The sequence below is a fragment of the Sinorhizobium psoraleae genome (assembly GCF_013283645.1).
In the GTDB taxonomy this organism is placed as follows: domain Bacteria; phylum Pseudomonadota; class Alphaproteobacteria; order Rhizobiales; family Rhizobiaceae; genus Sinorhizobium; species Sinorhizobium psoraleae.
Genome location: NZ_JABEKV010000001.1, coordinates 1,440,643 through 1,465,842 on the forward strand (window position 1 = coordinate 1,440,643; position 25,200 = coordinate 1,465,842).

21 protein-coding genes and 1 other RNA gene are annotated in these 25,200 nt (G+C 62.6%); 14 read left to right on the plus strand and 8 right to left on the minus strand.

The genetic code is table 11. The annotated features are described in order from the left end of the window. Positions 1-457 precede the first annotated feature (457 nt). From ILFOPFJJ_RS06615 to ILFOPFJJ_RS06635, 5 genes are all read right to left on the minus strand, one after another. The gene (locus ILFOPFJJ_RS06615; RefSeq protein ID WP_173509729.1) at positions 458-1,387 is read right to left on the minus strand and encodes a DMT family transporter; all 930 of its coding nucleotides are present in this window, start codon (positions 1,385-1,387) and stop codon (positions 458-460) included. 239 nt (positions 1,388-1,626) lie between these two features. Further along, positions 1,627-2,838: a lytic murein transglycosylase gene (locus ILFOPFJJ_RS06620; protein WP_173509730.1), complete on the minus strand. Its 1,212-nt coding sequence runs from the start codon at positions 2,836-2,838 to the stop codon at positions 1,627-1,629. A gap of 248 nt (positions 2,839-3,086) precedes the next feature. Continuing rightward, positions 3,087-3,872: a glycoside hydrolase family 25 protein gene (locus ILFOPFJJ_RS06625; protein ID WP_173509731.1), complete on the minus strand. Its 786-nt coding sequence runs from the start codon at positions 3,870-3,872 to the stop codon at positions 3,087-3,089. Positions 3,873-4,071: 199 nt separating this feature from the next. Continuing rightward, positions 4,072-4,746 (minus strand): class I SAM-dependent methyltransferase, encoded by a 675-nt coding sequence (locus ILFOPFJJ_RS06630; protein ID WP_173509732.1) that lies wholly within the window; start codon positions 4,744-4,746, stop codon positions 4,072-4,074. Further along, positions 4,743-5,993 carry a BtaA family protein gene (locus ILFOPFJJ_RS06635; RefSeq protein ID WP_173509733.1) on the minus strand — a complete coding sequence of 417 codons (1,251 nt, stop codon included), beginning with the start codon at positions 5,991-5,993 and terminating at the stop codon, positions 4,743-4,745. The genes ILFOPFJJ_RS06630 and ILFOPFJJ_RS06635 overlap by 4 nt, the downstream gene beginning before the upstream one ends. A gap of 179 nt (positions 5,994-6,172) precedes the next feature. Between ILFOPFJJ_RS06635 and ILFOPFJJ_RS06640 the strand changes: the two genes are divergently transcribed. Next, positions 6,173-7,540 carry a serine hydrolase domain-containing protein gene (locus ILFOPFJJ_RS06640; RefSeq protein WP_173509734.1) on the plus strand — a complete coding sequence of 456 codons (1,368 nt, stop codon included), beginning with the start codon at positions 6,173-6,175 and terminating at the stop codon, positions 7,538-7,540. 125 nt (positions 7,541-7,665) lie between these two features. On the opposite strand, the gene ILFOPFJJ_RS06645 is transcribed toward ILFOPFJJ_RS06640, so the two are convergent. The 3 genes from ILFOPFJJ_RS06645 to ILFOPFJJ_RS06655 form a co-directional block, all read right to left on the minus strand. Next, the gene (locus tag ILFOPFJJ_RS06645) at positions 7,666-8,673 is read right to left on the minus strand and encodes a lytic transglycosylase domain-containing protein (RefSeq protein ID WP_173509735.1); all 1,008 of its coding nucleotides are present in this window, start codon (positions 8,671-8,673) and stop codon (positions 7,666-7,668) included. A 117-nt stretch (positions 8,674-8,790) separates the two neighbouring features. Continuing rightward, a complete protein-coding gene (locus ILFOPFJJ_RS06650; RefSeq protein ID WP_173509736.1) occupies positions 8,791-9,426 on the minus strand; it encodes a LysE family translocator in 636 nt (211 codons plus the stop codon). 162 nt (positions 9,427-9,588) lie between these two features. After that, complete coding sequence (locus ILFOPFJJ_RS06655) at positions 9,589-10,803, minus strand: pyrophosphate--fructose-6-phosphate 1-phosphotransferase (RefSeq protein ID WP_173509737.1); 1,215 nt, start codon at positions 10,801-10,803, stop codon at positions 9,589-9,591. A gap of 401 nt (positions 10,804-11,204) precedes the next feature. Here ILFOPFJJ_RS06655 and ILFOPFJJ_RS06660 point away from each other — a divergent pair, with 401 nt between their 5' ends. The 13 genes from ILFOPFJJ_RS06660 (at position 11,205) to murD (ending at position 25,143) form a co-directional block, all read left to right on the plus strand. Then, positions 11,205-11,909 carry a J domain-containing protein gene (locus ILFOPFJJ_RS06660; protein ID WP_173509738.1) on the plus strand — a complete coding sequence of 235 codons (705 nt, stop codon included), beginning with the start codon at positions 11,205-11,207 and terminating at the stop codon, positions 11,907-11,909. Continuing rightward, the gene (locus ILFOPFJJ_RS06665) at positions 11,906-12,670 is read left to right on the plus strand and encodes an N-acetylmuramoyl-L-alanine amidase (protein ID WP_173509739.1); all 765 of its coding nucleotides are present in this window, start codon (positions 11,906-11,908) and stop codon (positions 12,668-12,670) included. Before ILFOPFJJ_RS06660 ends, ILFOPFJJ_RS06665 begins: the two co-directional genes overlap by 4 nt. A 226-nt stretch (positions 12,671-12,896) precedes the next feature. Then, the gene (locus ILFOPFJJ_RS06670) at positions 12,897-13,436 is read left to right on the plus strand and encodes a lytic transglycosylase domain-containing protein (protein WP_173509740.1); all 540 of its coding nucleotides are present in this window, start codon (positions 12,897-12,899) and stop codon (positions 13,434-13,436) included. A gap of 186 nt (positions 13,437-13,622) precedes the next feature. Beyond that, complete coding sequence (locus tag ILFOPFJJ_RS06675) at positions 13,623-14,810, plus strand: NAD(P)/FAD-dependent oxidoreductase (RefSeq protein ID WP_173509741.1); 1,188 nt, start codon at positions 13,623-13,625, stop codon at positions 14,808-14,810. A 192-nt stretch (positions 14,811-15,002) separates the two neighbouring features. Next, positions 15,003-15,401, plus strand: an RNA gene (rnpB, locus tag ILFOPFJJ_RS06680) — RNase P RNA component class A. A gap of 423 nt (positions 15,402-15,824) precedes the next feature. Further along, on the plus strand, positions 15,825-16,265 hold the full coding sequence (gene mraZ, locus ILFOPFJJ_RS06685) for a division/cell wall cluster transcriptional repressor MraZ (protein WP_173509742.1): 441 nt from the start codon (positions 15,825-15,827) through the stop codon (positions 16,263-16,265). Between the two features lie 14 nt (positions 16,266-16,279). After that, complete coding sequence (gene rsmH / locus ILFOPFJJ_RS06690) at positions 16,280-17,305, plus strand: 16S rRNA (cytosine(1402)-N(4))-methyltransferase RsmH (protein WP_173509743.1); 1,026 nt, start codon at positions 16,280-16,282, stop codon at positions 17,303-17,305. Positions 17,306-17,310: 5 nt separating this feature from the next. Further along, positions 17,311-17,694, plus strand: a complete 384-nt coding sequence (ftsL, locus tag ILFOPFJJ_RS06695; RefSeq protein ID WP_173509744.1) for a cell division protein FtsL — start codon at positions 17,311-17,313, stop codon at positions 17,692-17,694. Then, positions 17,694-19,439 (plus strand): peptidoglycan D,D-transpeptidase FtsI family protein, encoded by a 1,746-nt coding sequence (locus ILFOPFJJ_RS06700; RefSeq protein WP_173509745.1) that lies wholly within the window; start codon positions 17,694-17,696, stop codon positions 19,437-19,439. The genes ftsL and ILFOPFJJ_RS06700 overlap by 1 nt, the downstream gene beginning before the upstream one ends. 66 nt (positions 19,440-19,505) lie before the next feature. Then, positions 19,506-20,966, plus strand: coding sequence for a UDP-N-acetylmuramoyl-L-alanyl-D-glutamate--2,6-diaminopimelate ligase (locus ILFOPFJJ_RS06705; protein WP_173510174.1), 1,461 nt, complete (start codon positions 19,506-19,508; stop codon positions 20,964-20,966). Between the two features lies 1 nt (position 20,967). Beyond that, positions 20,968-22,401, plus strand: coding sequence for a UDP-N-acetylmuramoylalanyl-D-glutamyl-2,6-diaminopimelate--D-alanyl-D-alanine ligase (locus tag ILFOPFJJ_RS06710; protein ID WP_173509746.1), 1,434 nt, complete (start codon positions 20,968-20,970; stop codon positions 22,399-22,401). Positions 22,402-22,643: 242 nt separating this feature from the next. Further along, on the plus strand, positions 22,644-23,744 hold the full coding sequence (gene mraY / locus ILFOPFJJ_RS06715; RefSeq protein ID WP_173509747.1) for a phospho-N-acetylmuramoyl-pentapeptide-transferase: 1,101 nt from the start codon (positions 22,644-22,646) through the stop codon (positions 23,742-23,744). Positions 23,745-23,751: 7 nt separating this feature from the next. Continuing rightward, positions 23,752-25,143, plus strand: a complete 1,392-nt coding sequence (gene murD, locus ILFOPFJJ_RS06720) for a UDP-N-acetylmuramoyl-L-alanine--D-glutamate ligase (RefSeq protein WP_173509748.1) — start codon at positions 23,752-23,754, stop codon at positions 25,141-25,143. Positions 25,144-25,200: the final 57 nt, after the last annotated feature.

Here is a 25,200-nt window from a genome sequence, read left to right on the forward strand (position 1 = left end):
TCATGGGCTTTGGTCATTATCGCAGCCTATTGACCGGTACTCTATGAGAGGCCTGCCTGACTAATCTTGCTGCAAATGGATTTTCCGGAATTAAAGTCCCCGTCTCCGTTTGGACTTGTCAGCGGCCCTGCTCAGACAAAAAGCATTACGGCCACGAATGCAAACGCTGCACTGATCATGAGGACATTCAACGAATGTGTAAGTCCCATAAGCTGATCCTCCCTGCGTTGACGGGTAAAACATAGGGCGAAAAAGCGGCGCGTGAAAGCGAAACTTGTGCTGCGCTGCGAAATGCGCCTAATCGAGAAACCATATTCACAGGTCTAACTGCTCGAAACCGCTCAACAATTTCCGTTGCCACATTTTTTTCACAATTGCTTCGCAGCGGTTAATATGAACGTTTGTAATGCTGCGTGAGCGGGGCGTGGCGTGGCGGCGCGAGCCGTTTTGATTCTGTTCAAGCCGAATATCGAAGTCTCAGGATGCGTCCGTCGAGGACGATGAGACCGGTCGCGATCAGGGCCATGCCGGCGACGTCCATCGCCTGCAGCGTTTCGCCGAGGAAGAGATAGCCAAGCAGGATGGCGCTCGGCGGCACCAGGAGAGTGACAAGCGAAGCATTCGTCGCGCCGGCTTCCGCCATGACCCGGAAATAAAGAATGTAGCCGTAGGCGGTGGAGACAAGGGCAAGCCCGAGGATCGCGAGCACAGCGGTCATCGGCGGCATGTGCAGTATCCAGGGCGTATCCGCAAGGGCAGCGATCGGCAACATCATGAGTGTCGATGCCGTCAGTTGTCCTGCTGCCGTGACGGGCGGCGCCAGATTGCGGAAGCGCTTGCCGTAGGTTGCCGCGAGACCGTAGCTCACGGCAGCGAGCACGGGCAGGACGAGCGCCCAAAGCGGGATCGTGGTGGAATGGCCGACAAGACCCGCGAGCGCGCTCGGCCCGACAAGCACGATGGTGCCCGCCAGTCCCAGCAGGCAGCCGCTGATCTTGGAGGCGCTCAGTTTCTCGTCGTCCGTTGCCATGTTGGCGATCAACACGGTCCAGACCGGCGTCGTCGCGTTCAGGATCGCGGCGAGCCCTGCGCCGATTTGGGTCTGGCCGAGGAAAATGAAGGCGTGCGGAATGGCGTTGTTGATTAGCCCCATCAACAGGAACTCGGGCCAGCGTTCCTTCAGCGCCGGATAGATGTCGTAGCGGCCGCGAATGTAGATGTGGAGAGCAAGTGCGGCGAGACCGAGGCGCAGGAGAACCAGCGTGAAGGGCGGCACATGGGCGACAGCCACCCGCGCGAAGAAAAACGAACCACCCCAGATGAGACCGAGCAGGGCCAGGAGCGCCCAGTTGCGCATCGTCATCTGTGTGTTGATTGGTGAATTCATGATCGTGCCTGCGCCGTTCTGCAAATTGACGCGCAAGCCCTAATACGGCGAAGCGGGTGGTGCCACCCGCTTCTTGCTCGCGTTCGACTGTTTTCGAGCCCGTCCCGGCTTGTCCGATGACGAGCGTAGTTCTTGAGCGCCGTGCGTCTTTTCAGACGCACAAAGATCGCCATTGCACTTCGAGTTGCTGCTTGTTTTTGTCCTTAACTCGGCTTCGACCTAAGGGAACATGCAGCAGATCAGAGCGCGCCCAGGAGCTCCGGCGTGGCCCAGCCGTCCGCGGGCAACCCCAGCTTCAGCTGCTCCTTCTGCAGCGCAGTGCGCGTGCCGGAGCCGAGAATGCCGTCGATCTTGCCGACGTCATGGCCGAGGGCCTGGAGCCGCGTTTGCAGCGCCTTCATCTCGACATCGCCGAGGCCCGGTTCCGGATTGCCGCCCTGGTAGGGCGGGGCGCCGGCAAGGCGGGTGGCAAAATAGGCTGCGGAAGTCGTATAAATGAACGACTGATTCCACTCGAGATAGATGTTGAAGTTCGGATAGGTCAGGAAGGCGACGCCCTTGCGACCTTGCGGCACCACGAGGGATGCTTCAAGGCCGCTGTTGGCGGTGTTGCCGTCGCGCGGCGTGACGCCGAGCGCGAACCAGTCTCCCGCCGTCATGCCGGATTGCAGCCCGGTCTTCTCCCATGGCAGGTTCTCCGGGACGCTGACTTCCTGAATCCAGGGCTGGCCGGCCTTGAAGCCGAGGCTCTGGATGAATTTTGCCGCCGTGAGGATGGCATCCGGTGAACTTTTCTTCAGATTGACGTGGCCGTCGCCGTCGCCATCGACGCCATAGGCGATGATGTCTTCCGGCAGCATCTGCACCTGACCGATCTCGCCGGCCCAGGCGCCGGTGGTCGTCGCCGGGTCGAGGTCGCCGTGCTGCACCATTTCGATCGCAGCCAGCAGCTGCGGGCGGAACATTTCCGGGCGGCGGCAATCATGCGCCAGCGTCACCAGCGCATTACGCGTGTTGAAATCGCCCTGGACCGCGCCGAAATCCGTCTCCATCGCCCAGAAGGCAGTGATGACCGGCGCCGGCACGCCGAATTCGCTCTCCGCCCGAGCGAAGACGTCGGCATATTCCCTCATCTTCTGCGCGCCGATATCAAGCCGGGCCTTGCTGACGGTGCGCTTGGAAAATTCGGTGAACGTCTGCTTGAACACGCCCTGAGCGCGGTCGCGGCTCAGAACCTTCTGGTCGATCGCGGCGCCGGCGAGAGCGCGGTCGGCGCCATCGGCCGGAATACCCTTGGCAACTGCCTCAGCCTTGACGCCCTCGAGAAACGTGGCGAGATCGCCGCCGCAGGCCACGGCCGGCGTCTGCGGTTGGGTCTGCGCCAGCGCCGAGGTGCCGGTCAGCGCGAGCAGTCCGAGAGTGAGAAGGGCTTTTTGGGCTGCGCCAGTCATCATAGTTCCTTTCTGTCGCCGGTCGGTCTCAGTCGGCCGGCGAGCCTGCAATCTGTCTACTGCATGTTTCCTTGGACCGGCGGCGATCCAAGGAAACATGCAGCCATTCCGAGTGCTACAGCAACCGTTGCGCGTCTGAACACCGCACAGCGCTGTAGGGATCAAATCTGCCCAAGCTCTCTCAGAGCATTATGACCGAATGAAGAAATGCGGGGTTTCCACGACCAAATCCGAACAGCAATTCCCGTCTATCTCGCCCGGGAAACCGCCGCGACCCACTTCTGCCAGTTTTTCGCGGACCCGGCGAAGGCATTGATGTCCGTGCTTCCCTGGATGCCGGGGATGACGCCGGTGCTGGTGTATTGCCAAAAGGCCCAGCGGCGCTCCACGTAGACCTCGCCCGGATGCTTGGCAACGGAGCGGACCCAGAAGTGATAGTCCTTGAACTGGTCGACGAGATTGTCGCGATGGAAGTCAACGGACGTATAGATGATCGGCCGCTTGCCGTAATGCGCTTCCAGCCGGTCCATGAAGCGCTTCATTTCGGCGCGCACGGTCTCGGGCGAGGGGCGATAGCGGCAGGTCTTCGATTCGCCGTTCCATTCGACATCGAGCACCGGCGGCAGATAGACCGCGGTCTTTGGCACGTTGGAGATGAACCAGTCGGCCTGGGCGTCAGCGGTCGAGCAGAAGTAATAGAAGTGGTAGGGCGCGTAGGGAATCCCGGCGGCGCGCGCCTGCTGCCAATATTCGTTGAAGCGGGTATCGACCCTGTCCTTGCCTTCGGTCGCCTTGATGAAGGCGAAGGAGACGCCTGAATTCTTCACCCTCGCCCAGTCGATGTCGCCGTTCCACTTGGACACGTCGATGCCGTGAACGTGATGACCATGCGGCGTGCGACCGCCGAAATCCTGCGGGTCGGTATCCCGGAACCGCGGCGATATCGAAGCGGTCTGGACCAGGTCGTAGTCGGTTGAGGTGCAGGCGGAAAGAATGGTTGCGATAGGCAGCAAAGCCAGGAGAAGCCGGCGCATGAGTTTCCCGTTTCGAGACGATCGACGATCCTGCCTCACGCGATGGCTTCCATGATGATGATTTTCCCCTCGGAGGCGTGCCCCATTTTCACCATAACATCGTAAAAATTGAGTTAGCTCAAGTGGGGATTGCGACGGGACGAACGCTTCGGTGTCGCTGGCGCGAGCGCTTGCCTCGCCGGCGATGCGTCGAGTGTTATCAGGCCCCGTTCCGGTCCGGGCGGCGGTAGACGGCCAGCCAGGCATATCCCCGACCGATCGACTTCAGTTCGAGCACCGCTCCGTTTCTGTCGGCCTTGTCATGCAGGACGTCGAAAAGCGCTTCACGAGGCGTCACGTGAAAGCGCCGGAGCCACGCCTGGAGCAGGCGGCGGAAGCCGCCGGGCCAACCCTCCTGCTGGCCGAAGTCGGCGATGTGAAGCGAGCCGCCTGGGTTGAGCGCCGCGATCGCGGCATCGAGCGACCGTTCCCATTCGGGGATCATCGAGAGCGCATAGGAAATGACGATCCGGTCGAAACCCGGCAGGTCGAAAGCGGCGGGTGTAAAATTCGTCGCATCGGCGACGCGCAAGGTCACGTCCGACCGGCCCTGCCGCCGAAGCTTTGTCCTCGCGGTGGCAAGCATTTCTGCAGAAATATCGAGACCGAACAGCCGGGCGTCCGGATAGAGCTCGCCGATCATGGCGAGGTTGCGGCCCGTGCCGCAGCCGACTTCGAGCACGGAGGCGCCCGGCGGCGGGTTGAGCTCACGGATCAGCGTGTCGCGCCCGAAGAGATAATATTTCCGCGTAAAATCATAGATGTACCGCTGATAGCGGTACATCTGGTCCATAAGGCGGGCGTGATTGTTTTCCAAGGGCTGGGCGGCGCTCATGCTTTCTTCCGGTAGACGTGGAAGCCGCCGTAGATGGCCGAACGGTCCTCGGCGCCGAGCTTGACGGACGTCTCGGCATCGTAGTGCCACTGGTCAAGCAGTGCGGCGGAGACGCGGCCCGGCAGGATGCTTGCTTCCGCGGCCGTGCGGAAGATCACCATGGCGCCGGCATCGGCGGTGCGCGTGATCTCCGTCCAGAGATCGTTCAACTGGCGATCGGTCATCCAGTCCTGCGCGTCGAGCAGGACGTAGCGATCGACGGACGAAGCGGCCTTGCCGGCAAGCAGCTCGGTGAAGCTTGCGTGGTGCACTTCGACGCGTTCGGCATGGTTGCGGATCGCCTCATGGTTCTCGACTTGCAGATAGGTCGGCAGCTCACCTTCGTGCGGCTGCGGATAGCGTCGGGCGAATGCCTGCCAGGCGAAATAGTTCTCGCGAAGCGGGAAATGGCAGGTGAGCTTCTCAAGACGGTGGCGCAGCACCGCGGCCAGCGATTTCTCCTCGCTCAGGCTCGCGAGTTCGTCGAACTGCTGCGGGGGGATGCCGAGGCCGAAAAGCGAGCTCTTGCGGCTGGTGATCCAGCGGATGACGGGACGGTCGAACAGGGGCGCGAGCTTGTCGTCGAAGAACTGACGCTGTTCGCGCATGGAGCGCGCCTTGACGAAGTCTTGCGGGTTGATGCCGTGAAGACGGGCGAGCAGATGGCTGGCGGCAATGAAGCGGCCGAGCAGGCCGGTGCGATAGATGTTGCGGCCGAAGACGCCGATGCGGCGGCGTCCGTTGAGTGCGCGGCCGTTCCAGTAGGCGCGGCTCGCCGCATCGAGTTTCGGGGCGAGGAAGAGGTCAAAGGCCTGTACGTTCGACCGCGTGCCGGTTTCGCCGAGAAACCGTACGACATCCTTGTGGCTCGGCAGGTGGCGGAAGGCCGCGAGTTTCAGCCGGTTCAGTGCGATGTGGTGTGGATTGAGATCGACGACATCGATACGAGCGGGGCCGGCAGAGAGATAGGTCAGCATGTTGCAGCCGCCGGAGCCGATCGTCACGATGCGGTGTCCAGGGCGGATCTGCATTGCCGTCATGTCGACGATCGGGTCTTCCCAGATCTGCGGATAGACGAGCCCGGAGAAGAGCAGCCCGAACAGGCGTTCCGACAGGCCGGCGAGGGAGAGGGGCTTGTGCTGCAGCAGCGCGCTTTTCAGCTTCGGGTTCTTCCTACCAAAGCCGGCATCGGGAGCGAGTTCGGTCATCTTTGCCTGTCATCCAGTTGAAACTTAGCCGCTTCTAAAGTGACTCCGCTACACTTTGATGACGGGGTTTCGCACAGGCGCGAGCTTTCCAAAGGGCTTTTCCTTTCGCCGGAATCCTGTTTCTCTCAAGGCTGTTGCGTGCCATGCGCGTGCATGCAGTAGAGCCCGGGAGGATGCGAATGAGACGTTTGCTGAAGACGATCGCCGGGGCGGTGGTCGTCGGTCTTGCGGGTATCGGCGGCTGGCTGGCGCTGTTTCCGCCGGACCTTCTGAAGGTCGGTGACGGCTATGCCGCCAAGATCGTCTGCTCCAACGTCTTCATTGCCAAACGCGATCCGCAGGCCGTCCTTGCGGAAGACGTGCAGGCACCGGGCCATCCGCTCCTGAAGTTCGTACGTGTCTCTGTTGACCGGGACCGGGAGACCGTGACGGCGCGCATATTCGGCTTTGCCGCGCCTGGCCGAGCGGTCCATAGACCGGGATTTGGCTGCACCAACGTCGACGACGGCGGCGCGCATGCGCTTGCAGGCTCCGCAAGCGAGACAACGGGTGCGGCCGGGGCATCGGCCGCTCACGATCCGGCGCTCGGCTGGCCCGACGGCAGCAAGGCCGATATAGATCCGGCAATTCAGAGCGTCATCGAGGATGCCGGCCTGGCGGGGCCCGGCATAAGGGCGATCGCCGTCGTGCACGACGGCCGGCTGGTGGCCGAGACCTATGGCCCCGGCTTTGACCGGGCGACGCCTCTGCTCGGCTGGTCGATGACGAAATCCGTGACCGCGGCGCTGATCGGTCTGCGGATCGGCGAGGGGAAGATGGACGCTGCGCGCGGCGACCTGCTGCCCGCATGGAGCGGCGACGATCGATCGCAAATCAAGCTTGCGGACCTGCTGGCGATGCAGAGCGGGCTCGCGTTCAACGAGGACTATGGCGACGTCACCGACGTCACGCGCATGCTCTATCTCGAATCTGATATGGCCGGTTTCGTTGCATCCAAGCTGCTGGAGGTGCCGCCGGGCACGAAATTCCGCTATTCGAGCGGTACCAGCAACCTTCTGTCGCGGCTCTGGATGCAGACGTTCGACGATCCGGCCGAAGCACTTGCCTATCCGCGAAAGGCGCTCTTCGCCCCACTCGGTATGACTAGCGCGGTCATGGAGACCGATGCGAACGGCACTTTCGTCGGCTCTTCCTACATGTATGCGACGGCGCAGGACTGGGCGCGCTTCGCCCAGTTTCTGCTCGAGGACGGAAGCTGGAAGGGCAGGAGGCTTCTGCCCGAGGGCTATGTGTCCTTCATGCGGACGCCATCGCCGGCTTCCGGCGGCGATTATGGTTCGGCCCAGGTCTGGCTGCAGGAAAACGGTATTCGCGCCGGGACGGGCAGCTTCCCGCTAGACACGTTCTGGATGCTCGGGCACGACGGACAGGCGATCATGATCGTCCCCTCGCTGCGGCTGGCGGTCGTCCGTCTCGGCCTTACACCATCGCGACTCGGTTACGATGTGCAGAAGCTGAACGCCAAAATAATAGAGGCGCTCGATTGAGCGCCTCGGATGTCGAAGCCGTGTTGCTTGCGGAAGGCGCCCTGGCCACGCAAAAGACGCAGTAGCACTTTGAATTGCTGCATGTTCCTTGAACCGCTTACGATTTAGGAAACATGCAGTAGCGCTTACCGCATGTCGAGCTCGTCGAGCATGCCCTTGCGTTTGGCGTGGTAATAATAGCCGCTGGCGTAGAGCTTCACCGCGCCATCATGCTGGTTGTCGGCCACCATCCAGGCGCCGCGCAGATACTTGGTCGCGTATTTGAGATTGGTTTCCGCGTCGAAGAGGCCCTCGGCCGGTCCTTCATAACCAAGGCCCTTGGCGGTGTTGTAGCGGATCTGCATCAGGCCGTAGTTGCCCTTGCTGTATGCGCGGGGATTGTAGTTGCTCTCGCGCTTGACCACCCGATGCACCAGCTCCAGCGGGATACCGTTCAGCTCGGCATAGTATTTGATCAGCCGGTCGAGCTCGGGCCGCGAGCTGGTCGGCGTTTTCGAGAACTTCATCGAATCGGGAATGACACTTGCGACTGCGCCGACGGCCGAGCCGATCATGCCTGTGTTCGGCCGCGCGGTCGGAACGATCATCCTCCTTGCGACCAGCGTTTCCAGACCGACCGGCTCGCCCGTGTCGAAATCGGATTCCATGGCGGCAGCGACACCCAGGAAGGGCACGGCCGAGGGCCCGGCGTCCGCCGGCTTTTCGGCAAGCTCGGCCGATGCAAGGGGCTGTGCGGCGGGCGCCGCCATCGCCACCTCGAATGCCTGGCCCGGTTTGGCCACGGGAACGGCGACCCGCTGAGGTGCCGCAAAGGCCAATGTCGTGTCCGTTGCCGGAGTGACGCCTGCCGCGGTTTCCGTCGCGGCCGACAGCGTTGCCGTCGTCGTGGCGGCGACTGGGATCGCCTGTGCTGCGAGCGCGCTCGAAGCGGTGGTCGCCACCCCGTCCGGCGTCGGCAGCGCATAGGCCGTCATTTCCGTTCCGGGCTTCGCTATGGGCGTGACAGTCTGCACGGCGGTCAGTTCTTCAAGCGACGTATGCTCTACCGTGGAGCACCCCGAGGCAATGGCCACCGATGCCAGGGCAACGGCAGCAAATGCCCGTTTTGAAAGGGAGATACGGAATATCGCCATAGTGTCACTTTCGTGCTTCTGGGCCCCGTAGCCCCCCGCAAATCAGTGGATGCCAACCACCGCGCTTGAATCTCCATTAACCGATGCCGTTGGTTGCGGCAAGCGTGGGGGCGATTTTCACGACGCAGTCCGCTTCAGGCCGGCCGTCAGCAACCCGGCGCCGATGAGCAGCGAACCGCCGGTGCGGTTGACCACGCGGCGAACATTTGGCCTGCGGATCGAGTTCCGCGCAGCCGAAGCGAGAAAGGCATAAAGCGCTGCATTAAGCGTTGCGAGCACGAGGAACGTGGCCTCGAAAATCGCCATCTGGGCAAAAAGCGGCCGCGACAGATCAAGGAACTGCGGCAGGAAAGCGACGAAAAAGATGATGCTTTTCGGGTTGAGCGCGGTGACGGCATAGGCGTGCAGGAAGATGCGCAACGGCCGTTCCGTCGAGGCTGTGCCGTCGGCATCCTGATCTTCACTGCCGACCGGTGCCTTCCAGAGCTTGATGCCGAGCCAAACGAGGTATGCGGCGCCGACCCATTTCAAGAGGGTGAAGATGGCGGCCGATGTGGCGAGCAGCGCGCCAAGGCCGAGCATCGAGGCGGTCATGGCGGTGAAGTCGCCAAGGGCGACGCCGGCGACCGTCGCGCCGGCGGTCTTCCGGCCATGGCCGAGGGAATAGGAGATCACAAGCAGAATGGTGGGGCCGGGGATGGCGAGCAGCACCGCCGAGGCGGCGGCAAAGGCAAACCAGTTTTCGAAGGACATGAAAAGACTCCGCGCTTGAATGGCTCTCTTTCCTGGGTAGAACCCGGAGGGAGCCACGCAAGCGCGGAGCCGTCAACTGATATTGCGGGCGCTGCTTAGCGCGGGATGAGGAAAAGCGTGTGCGCTTTCCGCCCGCATCCCGCGCTAACTTCTTATCGTGATCTAGTCGGCCGCTTGCCACTTTTGGCCGATGACATCCATGACATCGCCGAACCACTTGGCCGACGTGTCGAAATGCTTGCCACCCTTGATGCGCGGGAACTCGATCGTGCGCAGCTTGCCGCCCTGGTCCTCGTCATGGCCGGTGACGCCGGAGACCTTGTTGAGGGCGCTTTCGACCGCGAGGTCGACCATGCTCTGGATCAGGCGCAGGTCGTCGCCATTGGCGGGCGCGGAGCGGGCATAATAGCCGGACTTCTGCACCATCGAGCGTTCGGCGCCGAGAAGGGCGGCGAACTGCTTGGAAAACCAATTGCCGACGTTGATCGTATCGATCTTCACATGGCCGAAAGCATCACGCTTGACCGTCTCGCCGGCCGCCTCGCGCTCGGCGACGATCGCGTCGAGGCAAGCGCCTTCGCTGACGAACAGGGTGACGAAGCCGGCGCGGTCCATGACTTCGCGCAGACGCTCGGCCTCGGCCTCCAGGTCGAACTTCATCTCCGGCAGATACAGCCCGTCGATGTTCTTCAATTGCGCGTTCATCATAAAGCCGTCGACATAGTCCTTGTCTCCGGCCATCTGGATATAGGAGCGTGCGGTCGCCGCCGTGAGCCACCCGCAGTGGCGGCCCATGACTTCGTGGACGACGAGGGTGCGCGGCGCCGCGCTCTGCTCGTTGCTGACATGGTCGAAGAAGCGCGCACCGTATTCGGCCGCGGTCCAGGCGCCGAGCGTCTGGCGAATAGGCACCACGTCGTTGTCGACCGTCTTCGGCAGGCCGACCACCGTCAGGTCGTAGCCGTTGGCGCCGAGATAGGCGGCAAGATCGGCCGCCGTCGTATTGGTGTCGTCGCCGCCGATCGTGTGCAGGATCGTCACGCCGTCGGAAGCCAGCCTTTCGGCGGCAACACGAAGCGGGTTCTGACCTTCCTTGACCAGGCCGCGCTTCACGCAGTCGGCGGTATTGGTGAGCTTCACGCGGCTGTTGCCGATCGGCGATCCGCCATGGCGATGAAGCACATGCGCCTTCTCGCGCATTTCCGGGGTAATTTCGATACGGTCGGCGAGAAGCAGGCCCTGGTAGCCGGAGCGGTAGGCGACGAGTTCGTAGTCGGGCGCGATGTCCGTGTACCGTTCGATCAGGCCGCCGACAGCGGATGAAAGGCAGGGGGCAAGCCCGCCCGCCGTCAGCATTGCGACTTTCTTCTTGGCCATGGTTCCTCCTCGGCGATTCGGCACTGGCTGGCGGCTCATCAGAGCCAATCACATTCATGATCCTTGCTTATTCAAGGACACCGTGGTCTAGCGCAAATCCGATGGAAGTTAAATGACAGGCCTGTGGATGCGCGAAAAGTTCGGACATGGCTGCGGCGTAAACCGCGCCGCGTTGCCTTGGCGATGCGGGCTTTCAGTCGCGCCGGATTTTTTTGCCTGATCGCAATTTCACCGGAATCGAACGCGTTTATGCCGCACCGAAATCGGTTGAGATTTACGGCGATATGATTTATTGAGGGGCCATCACAACTCCGTCATCCAGGACATTTCCGGCTGCCGGCCGCTTGCAATTTGCCACCACATCGGGTCATGCTGCTGGTGGACAGGGAAAAATCGCACATATGTCATTCTGGGACAGCCTGCTGAAAATCGTCACGGCCACCGGCAACGCGCTTGCAGGCGTGGTGGAGGCTGTTCGCACCCTCTTTGAAGGAGATCCGGAAACCCGGCGCAAGGTCGCGTTCTCGGTCGCCATGATCGCCCTTTCGGCGAAGATGGCGAAGGCCGACGGGATCGTCAGCGAGAACGAGGTTGCCGCTTTCCGCGATATCTTCAAATTTCCCGCCGATCAGGCGCGGAACGTTGCGCGTCTCTACAACCTCGCGCGTCAGGACGTCGCGGGCTACGAGGCCTATGCCGAAAAGATGGCGTCGCTGTGCTCCTCCTGCGAGAAGAACTGCCCGATCCTCGAGGACATTATCGACGGACTCTTCCACATCGCGAAGTCCGATGGCGCTGTCCACGAGAAGGAACTGACCTTCCTCATGCGCGTCGCCGAGATCTTCAAGATGGACGAGGAGCATTTCCAGCGCATCATGGCGCGTCATGTTCATCTCTCAGGCGACCCCTATGAGGTGCTGGGCGTATCGCCGAAGGACGACTTCGCCAAGATCCGCAGGCGCTATCGCGTGCTCGTGTCCGAGAACCATCCGGACATGCTGGTGGCTCGTGGCGTTCCGGAAGAATTTCACGCGATCGCCAACGATCGCATGGCCGCGCTCAATGCGGCCTACGAGGCGATCGAGAAAGAACGCCGCGCCGCATGACAGCGAAGACATGCAATTTTCCCGGTGCGCGTCTCGTGCCGTCGCCGAACCACGGCGAGCGGGCGGGCGGTCGTAAGCCGGATATGATCCTGCTGCACTATACCGGTATGGAGACGGCGGTCTCGGCGCTCGACTGGCTTTGCCGCGAGGAAAGCCAGGTTTCCAGCCACTACTTCATCCACGAGGACGGGCGCGTCGACCAACTTGTCGCGGAGGAGCGGCGGGCCTGGCATGCGGGAAAAAGCTTCTGGAAAGGCGAGACGGACATCAACTCGTGCTCGATCGGCATCGAGATCGCCAATGCCGGCCATCCGGGCGGCCTGCCGGAGTTCCCTGAAGCGCAGATCGAAGCGGTCGTCGAATTGTGTCGGGACTGTGGCCGACGCTGGTCTATCGCCCCGGAAAGGGTGCTTGCGCATAGCGATGTCGCGCCGATTCGCAAGGTCGATCCGGGAGAAAAATTTCCCTGGGATGTGCTGCATGCCAAGGGGGTCGGTCACTGGGTGGAACCGACGCCGGTCGGCGGCGGCCGGTTTTTCCAGCGCGGCGACCGTGGGCAACCCGTCGAGGCAATCCAGTCGCTCTTGTCACTCTACGGCTATGGCATTGAAGTAACAGGCGATTTCTGTGAAAAAACCGAGGGCGCGGTGGCGGCTTTCCAGCGACATTTCCGTCAGGCGAGGGTGGACGGAATCGCCGATGTTTCGACCATCGACACCCTTCACAGGCTGCTTTCCGCGCTCCCGAATCTCAGCGTTTAGGCAGCGATTTTTGGGTGCGCTAATTTAGCGCGCTCTTCACTTTCCTGCGCGATTTTTTTGTGTTGCCACATGTTTACCATGATGGCCCCTTCATTTTCCCTGCATCAACTGCAGGGGATGCGGCGCGACCGCGCGGCTCTTTTGTCAATGAAAACGATCGGGAAATTCGGTCGGGTGGCGGGGTGCGCCGCCCGGGCGGTTCCCCAGACCGGAGACTTCAAACTACATGAGAATATCGTCTGTTGCTGCGGTGGCGGCATGCCTTGGCATGTTCTTCACCGGGATGGGTACGTCGTACGCGGGGGGCGTCGACAAGACCATCAAGACCTCTGCCCTTCCGTCGGCCACCAGAACGACAGGCTATCCGAAACCAGACCTGACACTATCGCCCGTCTCCCAATACACCATTCTCATCCAATCCTACGCAAAACAATATGGCGTCCCCGCCGGTCTCGCCCATGCCGTCGTGCAGGTCGAAAGCAACTTCGACGCCAGCGCGCGCGGCAGTTCCGGCGAAATCGGCCTCATGCAGATCAAGCCCGCCACCGCCCGCATGATGGGCTATTCCGGTTCCGCCAAGGACCTCTACGATCCGGAAACCAACATCAAGTTCGGCATGATGTACCTCGCGAAGGCGCGCGAGCTTTCGGACGGCACCACCTGCGGAACCATCCTGAAATACAACGCCGGTCATGCCGCCAAGCGGATGAATCCGGTATCGAAGCGCTATTGCGGCAAGGTCCGGACGATCCTGAACGAGACCTGATCCTCGGTCCCGGGGGGGGGCGGCTTCGTCCCCGAACCGACATATGACTTGCCTTGGAGCGGTTCCGATCCGAGGCTTGGCCGGATAGGTCTCGCGTTCCGGCATACCGTTAATTCCCGATGGAATTCGGTGCCATTGTTAGTGCGGTATGTTATCCCCGGCGGAAGCGAACAGTCGGGAAGTGGCATGTCGGAAAACATTGATTTCGCCGTCGTCGGCAAGGGCATGATGGGTGCTGCGGCCGCGCGGCATCTGAGTGGTGCCGGTGCAAGCGTTGCGCTCATCGGCCCCGACGAGCCGGAAGATTGGGCCAACCACGGCGGCGTTTTCGCCAGCCACTACGACAATGCCCGCATTACCCGCACGATCGACGGCGATCCGGTCTGGGCCCGTCTTGCCCGCCGTTCGATCGATCGCTACGCGGAGATCGCCGGCGAGAGCGGCGTCGACTTCTACGCGGAGGTCGGTTGCCTGATCGCCGCGCCGGCGCCAGGCGGCGAATTCGACTATCTGGAGAACGTCGGACACGCCCGTGACAGGCTCGGCGTCGAGGCGCCGCTGATTTTGGGCGATGATCTCGCTCAGCGCTTTCCCTGGTTTCGTTTCCCCAAGGGCTACGGCGGTATTCATGAGGCGCGGGGCGCGGGCCACATCAATCCTCGGGCGCTGGTGCTGGCGCAGACGATCCTTGCCGAAAGATCGGGCGCACGCGTCATCCGTTCCGAGGTGACTGCCGTCGAGGAGAATTCGGATCATGCCGCCGTTACGACTGCCGACGGTCAAACGGTTCGGGCGGGGCGTGTCCTTGTCGCTGCCGGCGGCTTTTCGCTGTCGAAGGCACTGCTGCCGCGGCCGATCGATCTCGCCGTGAAGGCGCGCACGGTGCTTTTTGCCGAGGTCGCTGCCGAAGATCTCGTGAACTTCGAGCGCATGCCATCGCTGATCGGCGCGGCTCCGGAGCAGGAGCGAAGCTATTATCTGCTGCCGCCGGTTGCCTATGCCGACGGCAAACACTACATCAAGATCGGCGGCGACCCGACCGACCGGCTGCTCGCGAGCGAACCGGCGGTGAGGGAGTGGTTCCGCAGCGGCGGTAATGCGCCCGCGGCCGATCATTTGCGTGGCTTGCTTGCCGGAGTGATGCCGGGCTTCCAGCCTGTTTCGACGCATTTTGCGCCTTGCGTCACGTCGTTCACGCGCCACGGCTATCCCTATATCGGCTTTGCCAGCGATCGCCTCGCCGTCGTCACCGGCGGCAACGGTCAGGCCGCGAAGAGTTCCGACGAGATCGGCCGACTCGGTGCCGTGCTCGTCCTGAACGGGCATCTCGATGCCCCCGAATACGAGACCGATTTTGCGGTTTCGTACCGCTGACCGATCTACAGCGCCGCGCGTCCGATCGGACGCGCTAAGATCGCTGTAGCACTTTGAAGTGGTGCATGATTTTGTCCTTAAATCGATTCCGATTGAAGGAATCATGCGGTAGGCAAGGGGATCCGGGCAAGCGAAAGTGAAATCGCCGATTTCTCTGGCGCTTGCCGCTTTGGTCAGTTAATGACCCCTCTGCCAGTTGGCCGGGCAGCCGCGCCCCGCAAGCGCCGAAAGGCCGCGGGGGGAGGAAAGTCCGGGCTCCACGGAGACACGGTGCCGGATAACGTCCGGCGGGGGCGACCCCAGGGAAAGTGCCACAGAAAGCAAACCGCTTCGCTTCGCGGAGTAAGGGTGAAAGGGTGGGGTAAGAGCCCACCGCGGACATGGCAACATGGACGGCACGGCAAACCCCACCGGGAGCAAGACCGAATAGGGATGACACGGGCGCGCGAGCGTCCAGCCGGTTTCCAGGCGCGTCATCCGGGTGGGTTGCAAGAGGCTGCGCGCAAGCGCAGTCCCAGATGAATGGCTGCCACGTTCCGTTCCTTCGGGGGCGGGGCCATACAGAACCCGGCTTACAGGCCAACTGGCAATTTTTCTTCCATACCTTTTCGCGCGTCGACGTCGCGCGTCGCGTCGACCCTTTCCTTCTCCTTGAACGAATCAACTGGCAAAGGCCGTATGGCTGGCCCCGTCCCGGGCGGTTTCGCGCGGGATTCCAATGGATTAGGGTTCCGATCGTAACCCTTTGTTAAACTTAACAACCTATCAATATTTGATCATCCGCGAGGCTTATTACGAGCTTCTCCCATTGACGCCCATATGGTCCCATGTTATCCCATAATGGTACTGCGCAAGGGCCGCGTCGTGGCCCATCATCGCAAAATTCCAAGGTTCCTTCCTCGGAAGGATTAGGCGGGCGCGCTTGTGTCCGGCGGGGGTCTTTTGCGCGCGCAGGCAGGTGTTCGCGCGGGTCGATGATCATGGCCCGTCAGTCGGAGGCGGCCGTTTCGCGTCATGAACCGCTTCTTGTCACATGCAACGAACCGGATCGATGCAAAGGGGCGGGTCTCCGTGCCTTCCGCGTTCCGTGCCGTGCTTTCGGATGGAGGCGTCCGGGAGTTATACTGCTTTCAGGACTTCGTCTTTCCGGCGATCAGCGTCGGCGGGCCGGAGCTTCTGGACCGGTTCGAGAAGCAGATGGCGGCCGAGGATCCGTTTTCGGATGCCGCCAACCAGATGTCGCTCCTCGTTCATGGGGGCGGCGTCTTTGTGAAGCTCGACCCGGAGGGCCGGTTGATGGTGACGGATTTCATTCGCGACTTCACCGGCATCTCGACCGACGTGACTTTTGTCGGCCGGGGCGATCATTTTCAGCTCTGGGAGCCGCAGGCGTTTGCGAGGGCGCAGGCGGAGGCCCGGGAAGGGCGCAAATCACGGGGGTTGCGTCCGGAATAGAATGGAGAGGCGGAATGGTGACGGATCAAGGCGGCGGAGTTTCTGAAGCCGACGGCGGACCGGTTCGTCACATTCCCGTCCTGTTGAGCGAAGTGCTCGCCGCCCTCGATCCCGCGCCCGGCAAGATCGTTCTCGACGGCACTTTCGGTGCCGGCGGCTACACGTCCGCCATCCTGAAAGCGGGCGCCGACGTGATCGCGCTCGATCGCGATCCGACGGCGATTGCCGCCGGCCAGCCGCTCGCCGCTGCCTCCGAAGGGCGGCTCACGCTCGTTCATTCCCGTTTTTCCGATCTCGCCGAGCACGCGCCGGCAGAGGGGCTCGATGGCGTCGTGCTCGATATCGGCGTCTCGTCCATGCAGATCGACGAGGCGGAGCGCGGCTTCTCGTTCCAGAAAAAGGGCCCGCTCGATATGCGCATGTCGGCCGCCGGCGTCTCCGCAGCCGATGTCGTCAACCGCGCCAAGGTCTCCGATCTCATTCGCATCTTCGGGTTCCTCGGCGAAGAGAAGCAGGCAGGCCGCATTGCCCGCGCCATCGAGAAGCGCCGCGCCGACGCGCCGTTCGAAACGACGCGCGATCTCGCCAATCTCATCGAGGCGGTGACGCCGCGCAAGGCCAAGGACAAGATTCATCCCGCGACCCGCGTCTTCCAGGCGCTTCGCATCTTCGTCAACGACGAGCTCGGCGAACTTGCCAATGCGCTTTTCGCGGCCGAGCGGGTGTTGAAGCCCGGCGGGCGCCTCGTCGTGGTCACGTTTCATTCTCTCGAAGACAGGATCGTCAAGACATTCTTCCAGGACCGATCCGGCAAGGCGGCAGGATCCCGCCACCTGCCGATGGTTGCTGCCCGCGCCGCAACCTTCACGCCAGTTGGCAAGCCTATGATTGCAGCCAGCGAGGAAGAAGCGTCCCGCAATCCGCGCGCCCGGTCCGCCAAGCTCAGGGCCGGCATCCGCACGGAGGCCCCGTCGCCGGGAGACGATCTGTCCATTTTCAATCTGCCGGAACTGGCGAGCCTTGCGAAACTGGGGGGCTGAGAAAGATGCTGCGAACGCTCGACATTGTCCTGATCGTCGTCATGACGGCAGCCGCCACGGTGACCTATACGATCAAGCACCAGGCCGAGAACAAGCGCGAGGAGGTCCGCCGGCTCGATGCGGCCATCAAGCTTGAGGAAGACACGATCGATCTGCTGAGGGCAGACTGGGCGCTGCTGACCCAGCCGAACCGGCTGGAGCGCCTCGTCGCCGCCTTCGCCGTCGACCTGCAACTCGCGCCGACCCCTTCGACCCAGCTCGCCCGGCCCGAGGAGCTTCCGATGTTGAAGGCGGATCTGCCGCAGCCGGAAAATGACAAGGCGGCTGAAGACGGCGTCGCTGCCGTCATCAAGACGGATGATATCGCAACAGGTTCGGTGGCGCGCTGATGTCGTTTCTCTCCCGTATCATGGTGCTGAAGAGCAAGGCGCATTTTTCGGCGGGCGGCAATAACCGCCCGTCCGATGGGGTCAACGTCACAATCCAGGGGACGCGCAAGAAGAGCGCCAGCCAGGCGAAGAACCGGGTCGCGATCGTCATTGCCAGCTTCGGCATCGTTTATGCGGTGATCGGCGGGCGGCTGGTGCAATACGGCATGGCGCAGCCGGAGACCGTCTCCTCGATCGGGCGCGCCGACAACCTTATGGCTTCGCGCCCCGACATTCTCGACCGCAACGGTGAGATCCTCGCAACCGACATCCGCACCGTGTCGCTCTATGCCGAGCCGCACAAGATCGTCGATGCCGACGAAGCGGTGGAGCGCCTGGCGACGGTCCTGCCCGATCTCAACGCCCGCGAGATCTACAACAAGCTCAAGTCGAAATCGCGCTTCCAATGGCTGCGCCGGCAGCTGACGCCGAAGCAGCAGAGCGAAATCCTGGCGCTCGGGATTCCCGGCGTCGGCTTCCGCCCGGAAAAGCGGCGCTTCTATCCCGGAGGTCCGACCGCCGCCCACATCCTCGGCCATGTCAATATCGACAACCGGGGCGTCGCGGGCATGGAGCGCTACATCGACAGCCAGGGCCTCGCCGATCTCGCCGCCATCGGCATGACAAGCGACGCGAAACTCGAGCCGGTCAAGCTTTCAATCGATGTGCGCGTCCAGAACATCGTGCGTGACGTCATTGACGCGGGCATGAAGAATTTCCAGGCGATTGCCGCCGGCGCGGTCGTGCTCGACGTCAACACCGGCGAAGTGCTGGCGATGGCCTCGGTTCCGGACTACGACCCGAACAAGCCGGTGGAAGGCGCCGAGGAAGGCTGGATGAACCGCATGTCGAACGGCACGTTCGAGATGGGCTCGACCTTCAAGACCTTCACGATCGCGATGGGGCTCGACTCCGGCAAGGTGACGCTCAACGACAGCTTCGATGCGACTGCGCCGATCCGCATCGGCGGCTTCACCATCAAGGATTTTCACGGCAAGCGTCGCGTGCTGACCGTTCCGGAGATCTTCCAGTACTCCTCGAACATCGGCACGGCCAAGATCGCCGATCTGGTCGGCATTCCCGGGCACAAGGAGTTCCTGACGCGCATCGGGCTCCTGTCGAAGCTGCCGACGGAGCTTCCGGAGGTCAAGACACCGAGCCAGCCGCGCGAATGGAAGAAGATTAATTCGATCACCATCTCCTTCGGCCACGGCGTTTCGACGACGCCATTGCAGACGGCGGTTGCCGGAGCCGCGTTGGTCAATGGCGGCAAGCTCATCCCGCCGACCTTCCTTCCGCGCACAGAGGAGCAGGCAAGCGAGCTTGCGACCGCGGTCGTCAAGAAGAGCACCAGCGAAGATATGCGCTTCCTGCTCCGCTGGAACGGCATCGCCGGCTCCGGCAAGCGTGCGCTCGTTCCCGGCTTCAACGTCGGCGGCAAGACCGGCACGGCCGACAAGGTGGTCAACGGCCGTTACGCCAGCGACCTGAACTTCAACGCCTTCCTCGCCGCGTTCCCGATCGACAATCCCAAATACATCGTGCTGACCTTCATCGATGCACCCAAGACCGGCGAAGGTGGCGGGCGGACCGCGGGTTCCAACGCAGCGCCCATGGTGCGCGATATCATCAGCCGCTCCGCGCCTCTTCTCGGCGTCGAACCGAAATTTGGAGAAGACGGTTCTGCCTTGCTTGTGTCTTATTGACCGTGAAATGAGAATGCGGACGATTCGTCATCGGGCGGATCGATATCGATGCGAGACATGCAGTTCATGAAGATCAAGGACCTGGCGGGAAAAAGCTTCCCGGAACTCTCGGCGCAACTGAAGGGCGTTTCCTCGGATATCGAGATCGCCGGCATCACGGCCGACAGCCGGCAGGTCAAGCCGGGCGATCTTTTCGTCGCCGTCGCCGGGACAAAGGCGAACGGCACCGCATATATCGCTGATGCCCTTTCGCGCGGCGCCGCGGCCGTGATTACAGCGGCCGGCACCGCTGCCGAGGCCGGGGTGCCGGTATTCGGGTTGTCGGAGCCGCGCCGTTTCCTGGCGAAGGCGGCGGCAGCCTTCTACGCGCGCCAACCGGAGACCATGGTGGCTGTGACCGGAACGGCGGGCAAGACTTCCGTCGCCTCCTTCACCCGGCAGATCTGGGCGCATTCTGGTCTTTCCGCCGCGATGATCGGAACGACCGGCGTCGTGGCGCCGGGCCGCAACGATTATGGATCGCTGACCACGCCGGATCCGGTTTCCCTGCACAAGCTGCTTAAAGAGCTCGCCGATGCCGGCGTGACCCATGCGGCAATGGAAGCCTCCAGCCACGGCCTCGATCAGAGCCGGCTCGACGGCGTTCGGCTTGCCGCTGCGGCCTTCACCAATCTCGGCCGCGACCACATGGACTATCATCCGACGGTCGAACACTACATGGCCTCGAAGATGCGTCTGTTCTCGGCGCTCCTGCCCAAGGGCGCGCCGGCGGTGATCTTCGCCGACGACCAATGGTCGGACCAGGCGATCGCCGCTGCCCGCAAAGCCGGGCAGGATGTGCGCACAGTCGGACGCAAGGGCGAATTCATCACGTTGAAGCGCGTCGAACATTTCCGCCACAAGCAGTCGGCGGAGGTGCATGTCGGCGACGATATTTTTGAAATCCACGTGCCGCTTGCCGGCGACTTCCAGGTTGCCAACGCGCTGGTTGCCGCCGGCCTTGCCATGTCCACCGGCATCAGCGCCAAGGTGGCATTCTCGGCGCTCGAGAAATTGCAGGGCGCGTCCGGGCGCCTGGAACTCGTCGGACACACCAAGGACGGCGCGCTCGCCTATGTGGACTACGCCCACAAACCGGACGCGCTGGAAAACGTCCTGACCTCGGTTCGTCCCTTCACCACCGGCCGCATCATCCTTGTCTTCGGCTGCGGCGGCGATCGCGACAAAGGCAAGCGGCCGATCATGGGCGAGATCGCCACGCGGCTTGCTGATGTCGTTATCGTCACTGACGATAATCCGCGTTCGGAAGTGCCGGAAGTCATCCGCGCCGAGATCATGGCTGCGGCCAAGGGCGCGACCGAAATCGGCGACCGCGCCGAGGCGATCCGCGCCGCCGCCGGTATGCTCAAGAGCGGCGACACCCTGATCGTCGCCGGCAAGGGACATGAGGAAGGGCAGACGATCGGGTCCGTGACCCTGCCGTTCTCGGACCATGAGGAAGTGCGCAAGGCATTGGGAGGGCTATGATTTGAACTGGCTCTGGACAAGCAGCGATCTTCTGGCTGCGATGAACGGCCGTCCGGTCGGAAACCTGCCAGAGGGAATTGCCGGCATCTCGATCGACAGCCGAACGATCAACAAGGGCGAGGCATTTTTCGCGATCAAGGGCGATCGCGTCGACGGCCATGACTATGCCGGGATCGCACTTGCCAATGGAGCTGCCCTTCTTGTCGTCAGCGAAGGCAAGATTCCTGCGCTCGGCCGACTGATCGCACCGATGATCGTGGTCGACGACGTGCTGGAGGCATTGATCCGCCTCGGCTGCGCCGCGCGCGACCGCAGCGCTGCGAAGGTCATTGCCGTCACCGGTTCGGTCGGCAAGACCACGACGAAGGAAATGCTGAGGCACGTGCTTTCGCCGCTCGGCCGCGTGCACGCCTCCGTTGCCTCCTTCAACAATCACTGGGGCGTGCCGCTCACCCTTGCGCGCATGCCGGAAGCGACGGACTTCGGCATCTTCGAGATCGGCATGAACCATCCGGGCGAGATCCGGCCGCTGACGAAGATGGTTCGCCCGCATGTGGCCGTCGTCACCAGTATCGCTCCCGCCCATCTGGGCAATTTCGCGAGTCTCGACGAGATCGCAACGGCAAAGGCCGAGATCTTCGAAGGCGTCGTCAACGGCGGTCATGCCGTCCTCAATCTCGACAGCCCGCAATACAACCTGCTGGAGCGGGCCGCCGGTGCGGCCGGGGTGAGCTACATCCATTCCTTCGGCGCCAATCCGAAAGCGGAGTTCCGGCTGGTCGAGTTCGCCGGCGGATCGGAAGGGTCGGTGCTTTGGGCGGGGATCGGCGGCAGGACGCTGGAAGTCGCGATCGGCGCTCCCGGGCGCCATATCGCCGAAAACGCGCTGGCCGTGATCGCTGCGGCGAAGCTTGCAGGCGCCGATCTCGATCAGGTCCTGGCGTCGCTTGCGACCATGCGGCCGGAAAAGGGCAGGGGACTGCAGCACCGCCTGAAGGTCGGCGCGGGTCACCTGACGCTGATCGACGAGAGCTACAATGCCAACCCGGCCTCGATGCGCGCTGCGATCTCGTTGCTCGGCGATGCCGAACCACCGGTCGGCGGTCGCCGGATCGCGATCCTCGGCGACATGCTGGAGATGGGCGAGCACGCGGCCGATGTCCATGCCGCCCTTGCAGAACCGGTCGTCGAGGCGGGAATTGCGGACGTCTGGTTAGCCGGGCCCGAGATGGCGCATCTGCGCGACGCGCTGCCGCCGGAGGTTTCGGTCGTCTATCGGCAGGTCGTCGACGATCTCACGGATTACGCACTCGCGGCGGTTGCCGCCGGCGATGTCGTGATGGTCAAATCATCCAAGGGAACCGGCTGCGCGAAGATCGTCCAGGCTCTTCTCGATGCCTATCCGGAAGAGGCGGTGAGGCGCGGGGAAGTATAACGGGCGTTGCCACTACTGCATGTTTCCTGATCGGAACCGATTTAAGGAAAGAACATGCGGCAATTGAAAGTGCGACAGCGAGCTTTGTGCGTCTGAAAGGATGCACGGCGCTGTGGTGCTGGTGGATACCGCCCTTCGGCCAGGGGATATGGCCTAACATAGTCGACCACAAGCGGGTAACGTCTATCAGATGATTCTGTTGGACAATGTCCGATTCTAAAACCTTTGGGGAAAGGTCCCTTATGCTGATCTGGCTCGTGGAACTGGCGGACCACTTTCAATTCTTCAACCTCTTTCGCTACATCACTTTCCGCACGGGTGCAGCTCTCTTTACTTCCGCCTTGATCGTCTTCCTGTTCGGCCCGGCGATGATCGCATCGCTTCGCATCCGCCAGGGCAAGGGCCAGCCGATCCGCGCCGATGGCCCACAGACCCACTTCAAGAAGGCCGGAACGCCGACCATGGGCGGCCTGATGATCCTTGCCGGCATCGTCGTCTCGTCGCTGCTTTGGGCCGACCTGTCCAGCGTCTATGTCGTTTCGACCCTTCTCGTGACGCTCGGCTTCGGCGCGATCGGCTTCTACGACGATTACCTCAAGGTGACGAAGCAGTCGGACAAGGGCTTTTCCGGCAAGGCGCGTCTCGGCATCGAATTCGTGATCGCGGCGATCGCCGTCTTCTTCATGATGCGGGCCGCGCTTTCGGCGGGGACCGCGGGCTCCACCTTCGGTTCCTCGGTTACTTTCCCCTTCTTCAAGGACCTGATGCTCAATCTCGGCTATTTCTTCGTGCTTTTCGGCGGTTTCGTCATCGTCGGGGCGGGCAATGCCGTGAACCTGACCGACGGTCTCGACGGGCTTGCCATCGTGCCCGTGATGATCGCGTCCGCCGCCTTCGGGCTGATCGCCTATCTCGCCGGTAACGCCGTTTTCGCCAACTATCTGCAGATCCATTTCGTACCGGGCACCGGTGAACTCGCCGTGATCCTCGGCGCCGTCATTGGCGCGGGTCTCGGCTTCCTCTGGTTCAACGCGCCACCCGCCGCAATCTTCATGGGCGATACCGGCTCGCTGGCGCTGGGTGGCCTCATCGGCACGGTTGCCGTTGCCACGAAGCATGAAGTCGTGATGATCATCGTCGGCGGCCTCTTCGTCATTGAGACGTTGTCGGTGATTATCCAGGTCTTCTGGTTCAAGCGGACCGGCCGCCGCGTCTTCCTGATGGCGCCGATCCACCATCACTTCGAAAAGAAGGGCTGGACGGAAAGCCAGGTGGTGATCCGCTTCTGGATCATCGCCGTCATCCTAGCGATGATCGGCCTTTCAACGCTCAAGCTGCGGTGAGTGTGCGATGATCCCGGTCACCACATTCAAGGACAGGAAGGTCGCACTCTTCGGGCTCGGCGGTTCCGGCCTCGCGACGGCGCAAGCGCTGGTCGCGGGCGGGGCGGACGTCGTCGGCTGGGACGACAATCCCGACAGCGTCGCCAAGGCCGCCGCAGCGGGGCTTTCGACGGCCGATCTGCGCGGCGTCGACTGGTCCGGCTTTGCCGCTTTCGTACTCTCTCCCGGCGTGCCGCTGACGCATCCGAAGCCGCATTGGACCGTCGATCTTGCCCATCAGGCGGGTGTCGAGATCATCGGCGACGTGGAACTTTTCGTGCGCGAGCGCCGGGCGCACGCGCCCGACTGCCCTTTCATCGCCATCACCGGCACCAACGGCAAGTCGACGACGACGGCGCTTATCGCCCACATCCTGAGAGAAAGCGGGCGAGACACCCAGCTTGGCGGCAATATCGGCACCGCGGTACTGACGCTCGATCCGCCGAAGGCCGGACGGTTCTACGTGGTGGAATGCTCCTCCTACCAAATCGATCTTGCGCCGACGCTTGAGGCGACGGCCGGCATCCTGCTCAACCTGACCCCGGATCATTTGGACCGGCATGGCACGATGCAGAACTATGCCAATATCAAGGAGCGCCTGGTGGCGGGAAGCGACACCGCGATCGTCGGCGTCGACGACAGCTTCTCGACACTGATCGCCGATCGGGTGGAGCGTGCCGGAACCAGGGTCGTTCGCATTTCGCGCCGGCACGTGCTTGCCGACGGGCTTTACGCCGAAGGCTCGCGGTTGATGCGCGCCCGTGGTGGCACGTCTTCGCTCTTCACCGATCTTGCCGGCATCCAGACGTTGCGGGGCGGGCATAACGCCCAGAATGCGGCTGCGGCGATTGCCGCCTGCCTCGCGGTCGGCGTCGAGGAGAAGGACATCGTCGACAGTCTTCGCAGCTTCCCGGGGCTGAAGCACCGCATGCAGCCGGTCGGGAAAAAGGGTGATGTCGTCTTCGTCAACGACAGCAAGGCGACCAATGCGGATGCCGCGGCGCCGGCGCTGTCGAGCTACGATCGGATCTACTGGATCGCCGGCGGTCTGCCGAAGGAAGGCGGCATCGCCTCGCTAACGCTGTTCTTCCCGAAGATCGTCAAGGCCTATCTGATCGGCGAGGCGGCTCCCGCCTTTGCAGCGACGCTCGGCGAGGCCGTGCCCTACGAGATTTCGGGAACGCTGGAGAATGCCGTGGCGCATGCGGCGGCGGATGCAGCACGGGACGAGGGCGGACCGTCGGCCGTGATGCTCTCACCGGCTTGCGCAAGCTTCGACCAGTACAAGAATTTCGAGGTGCGCGGAGATGCCTTCGTCGGGCATGTGGCGGCGCTCGAAGGCGTGACCATGCTCATCTGACGGGCGGAGTTGGGCTGAACTATTGACGTGGCGCACATGTGCGCCAGAAAAGGGGAC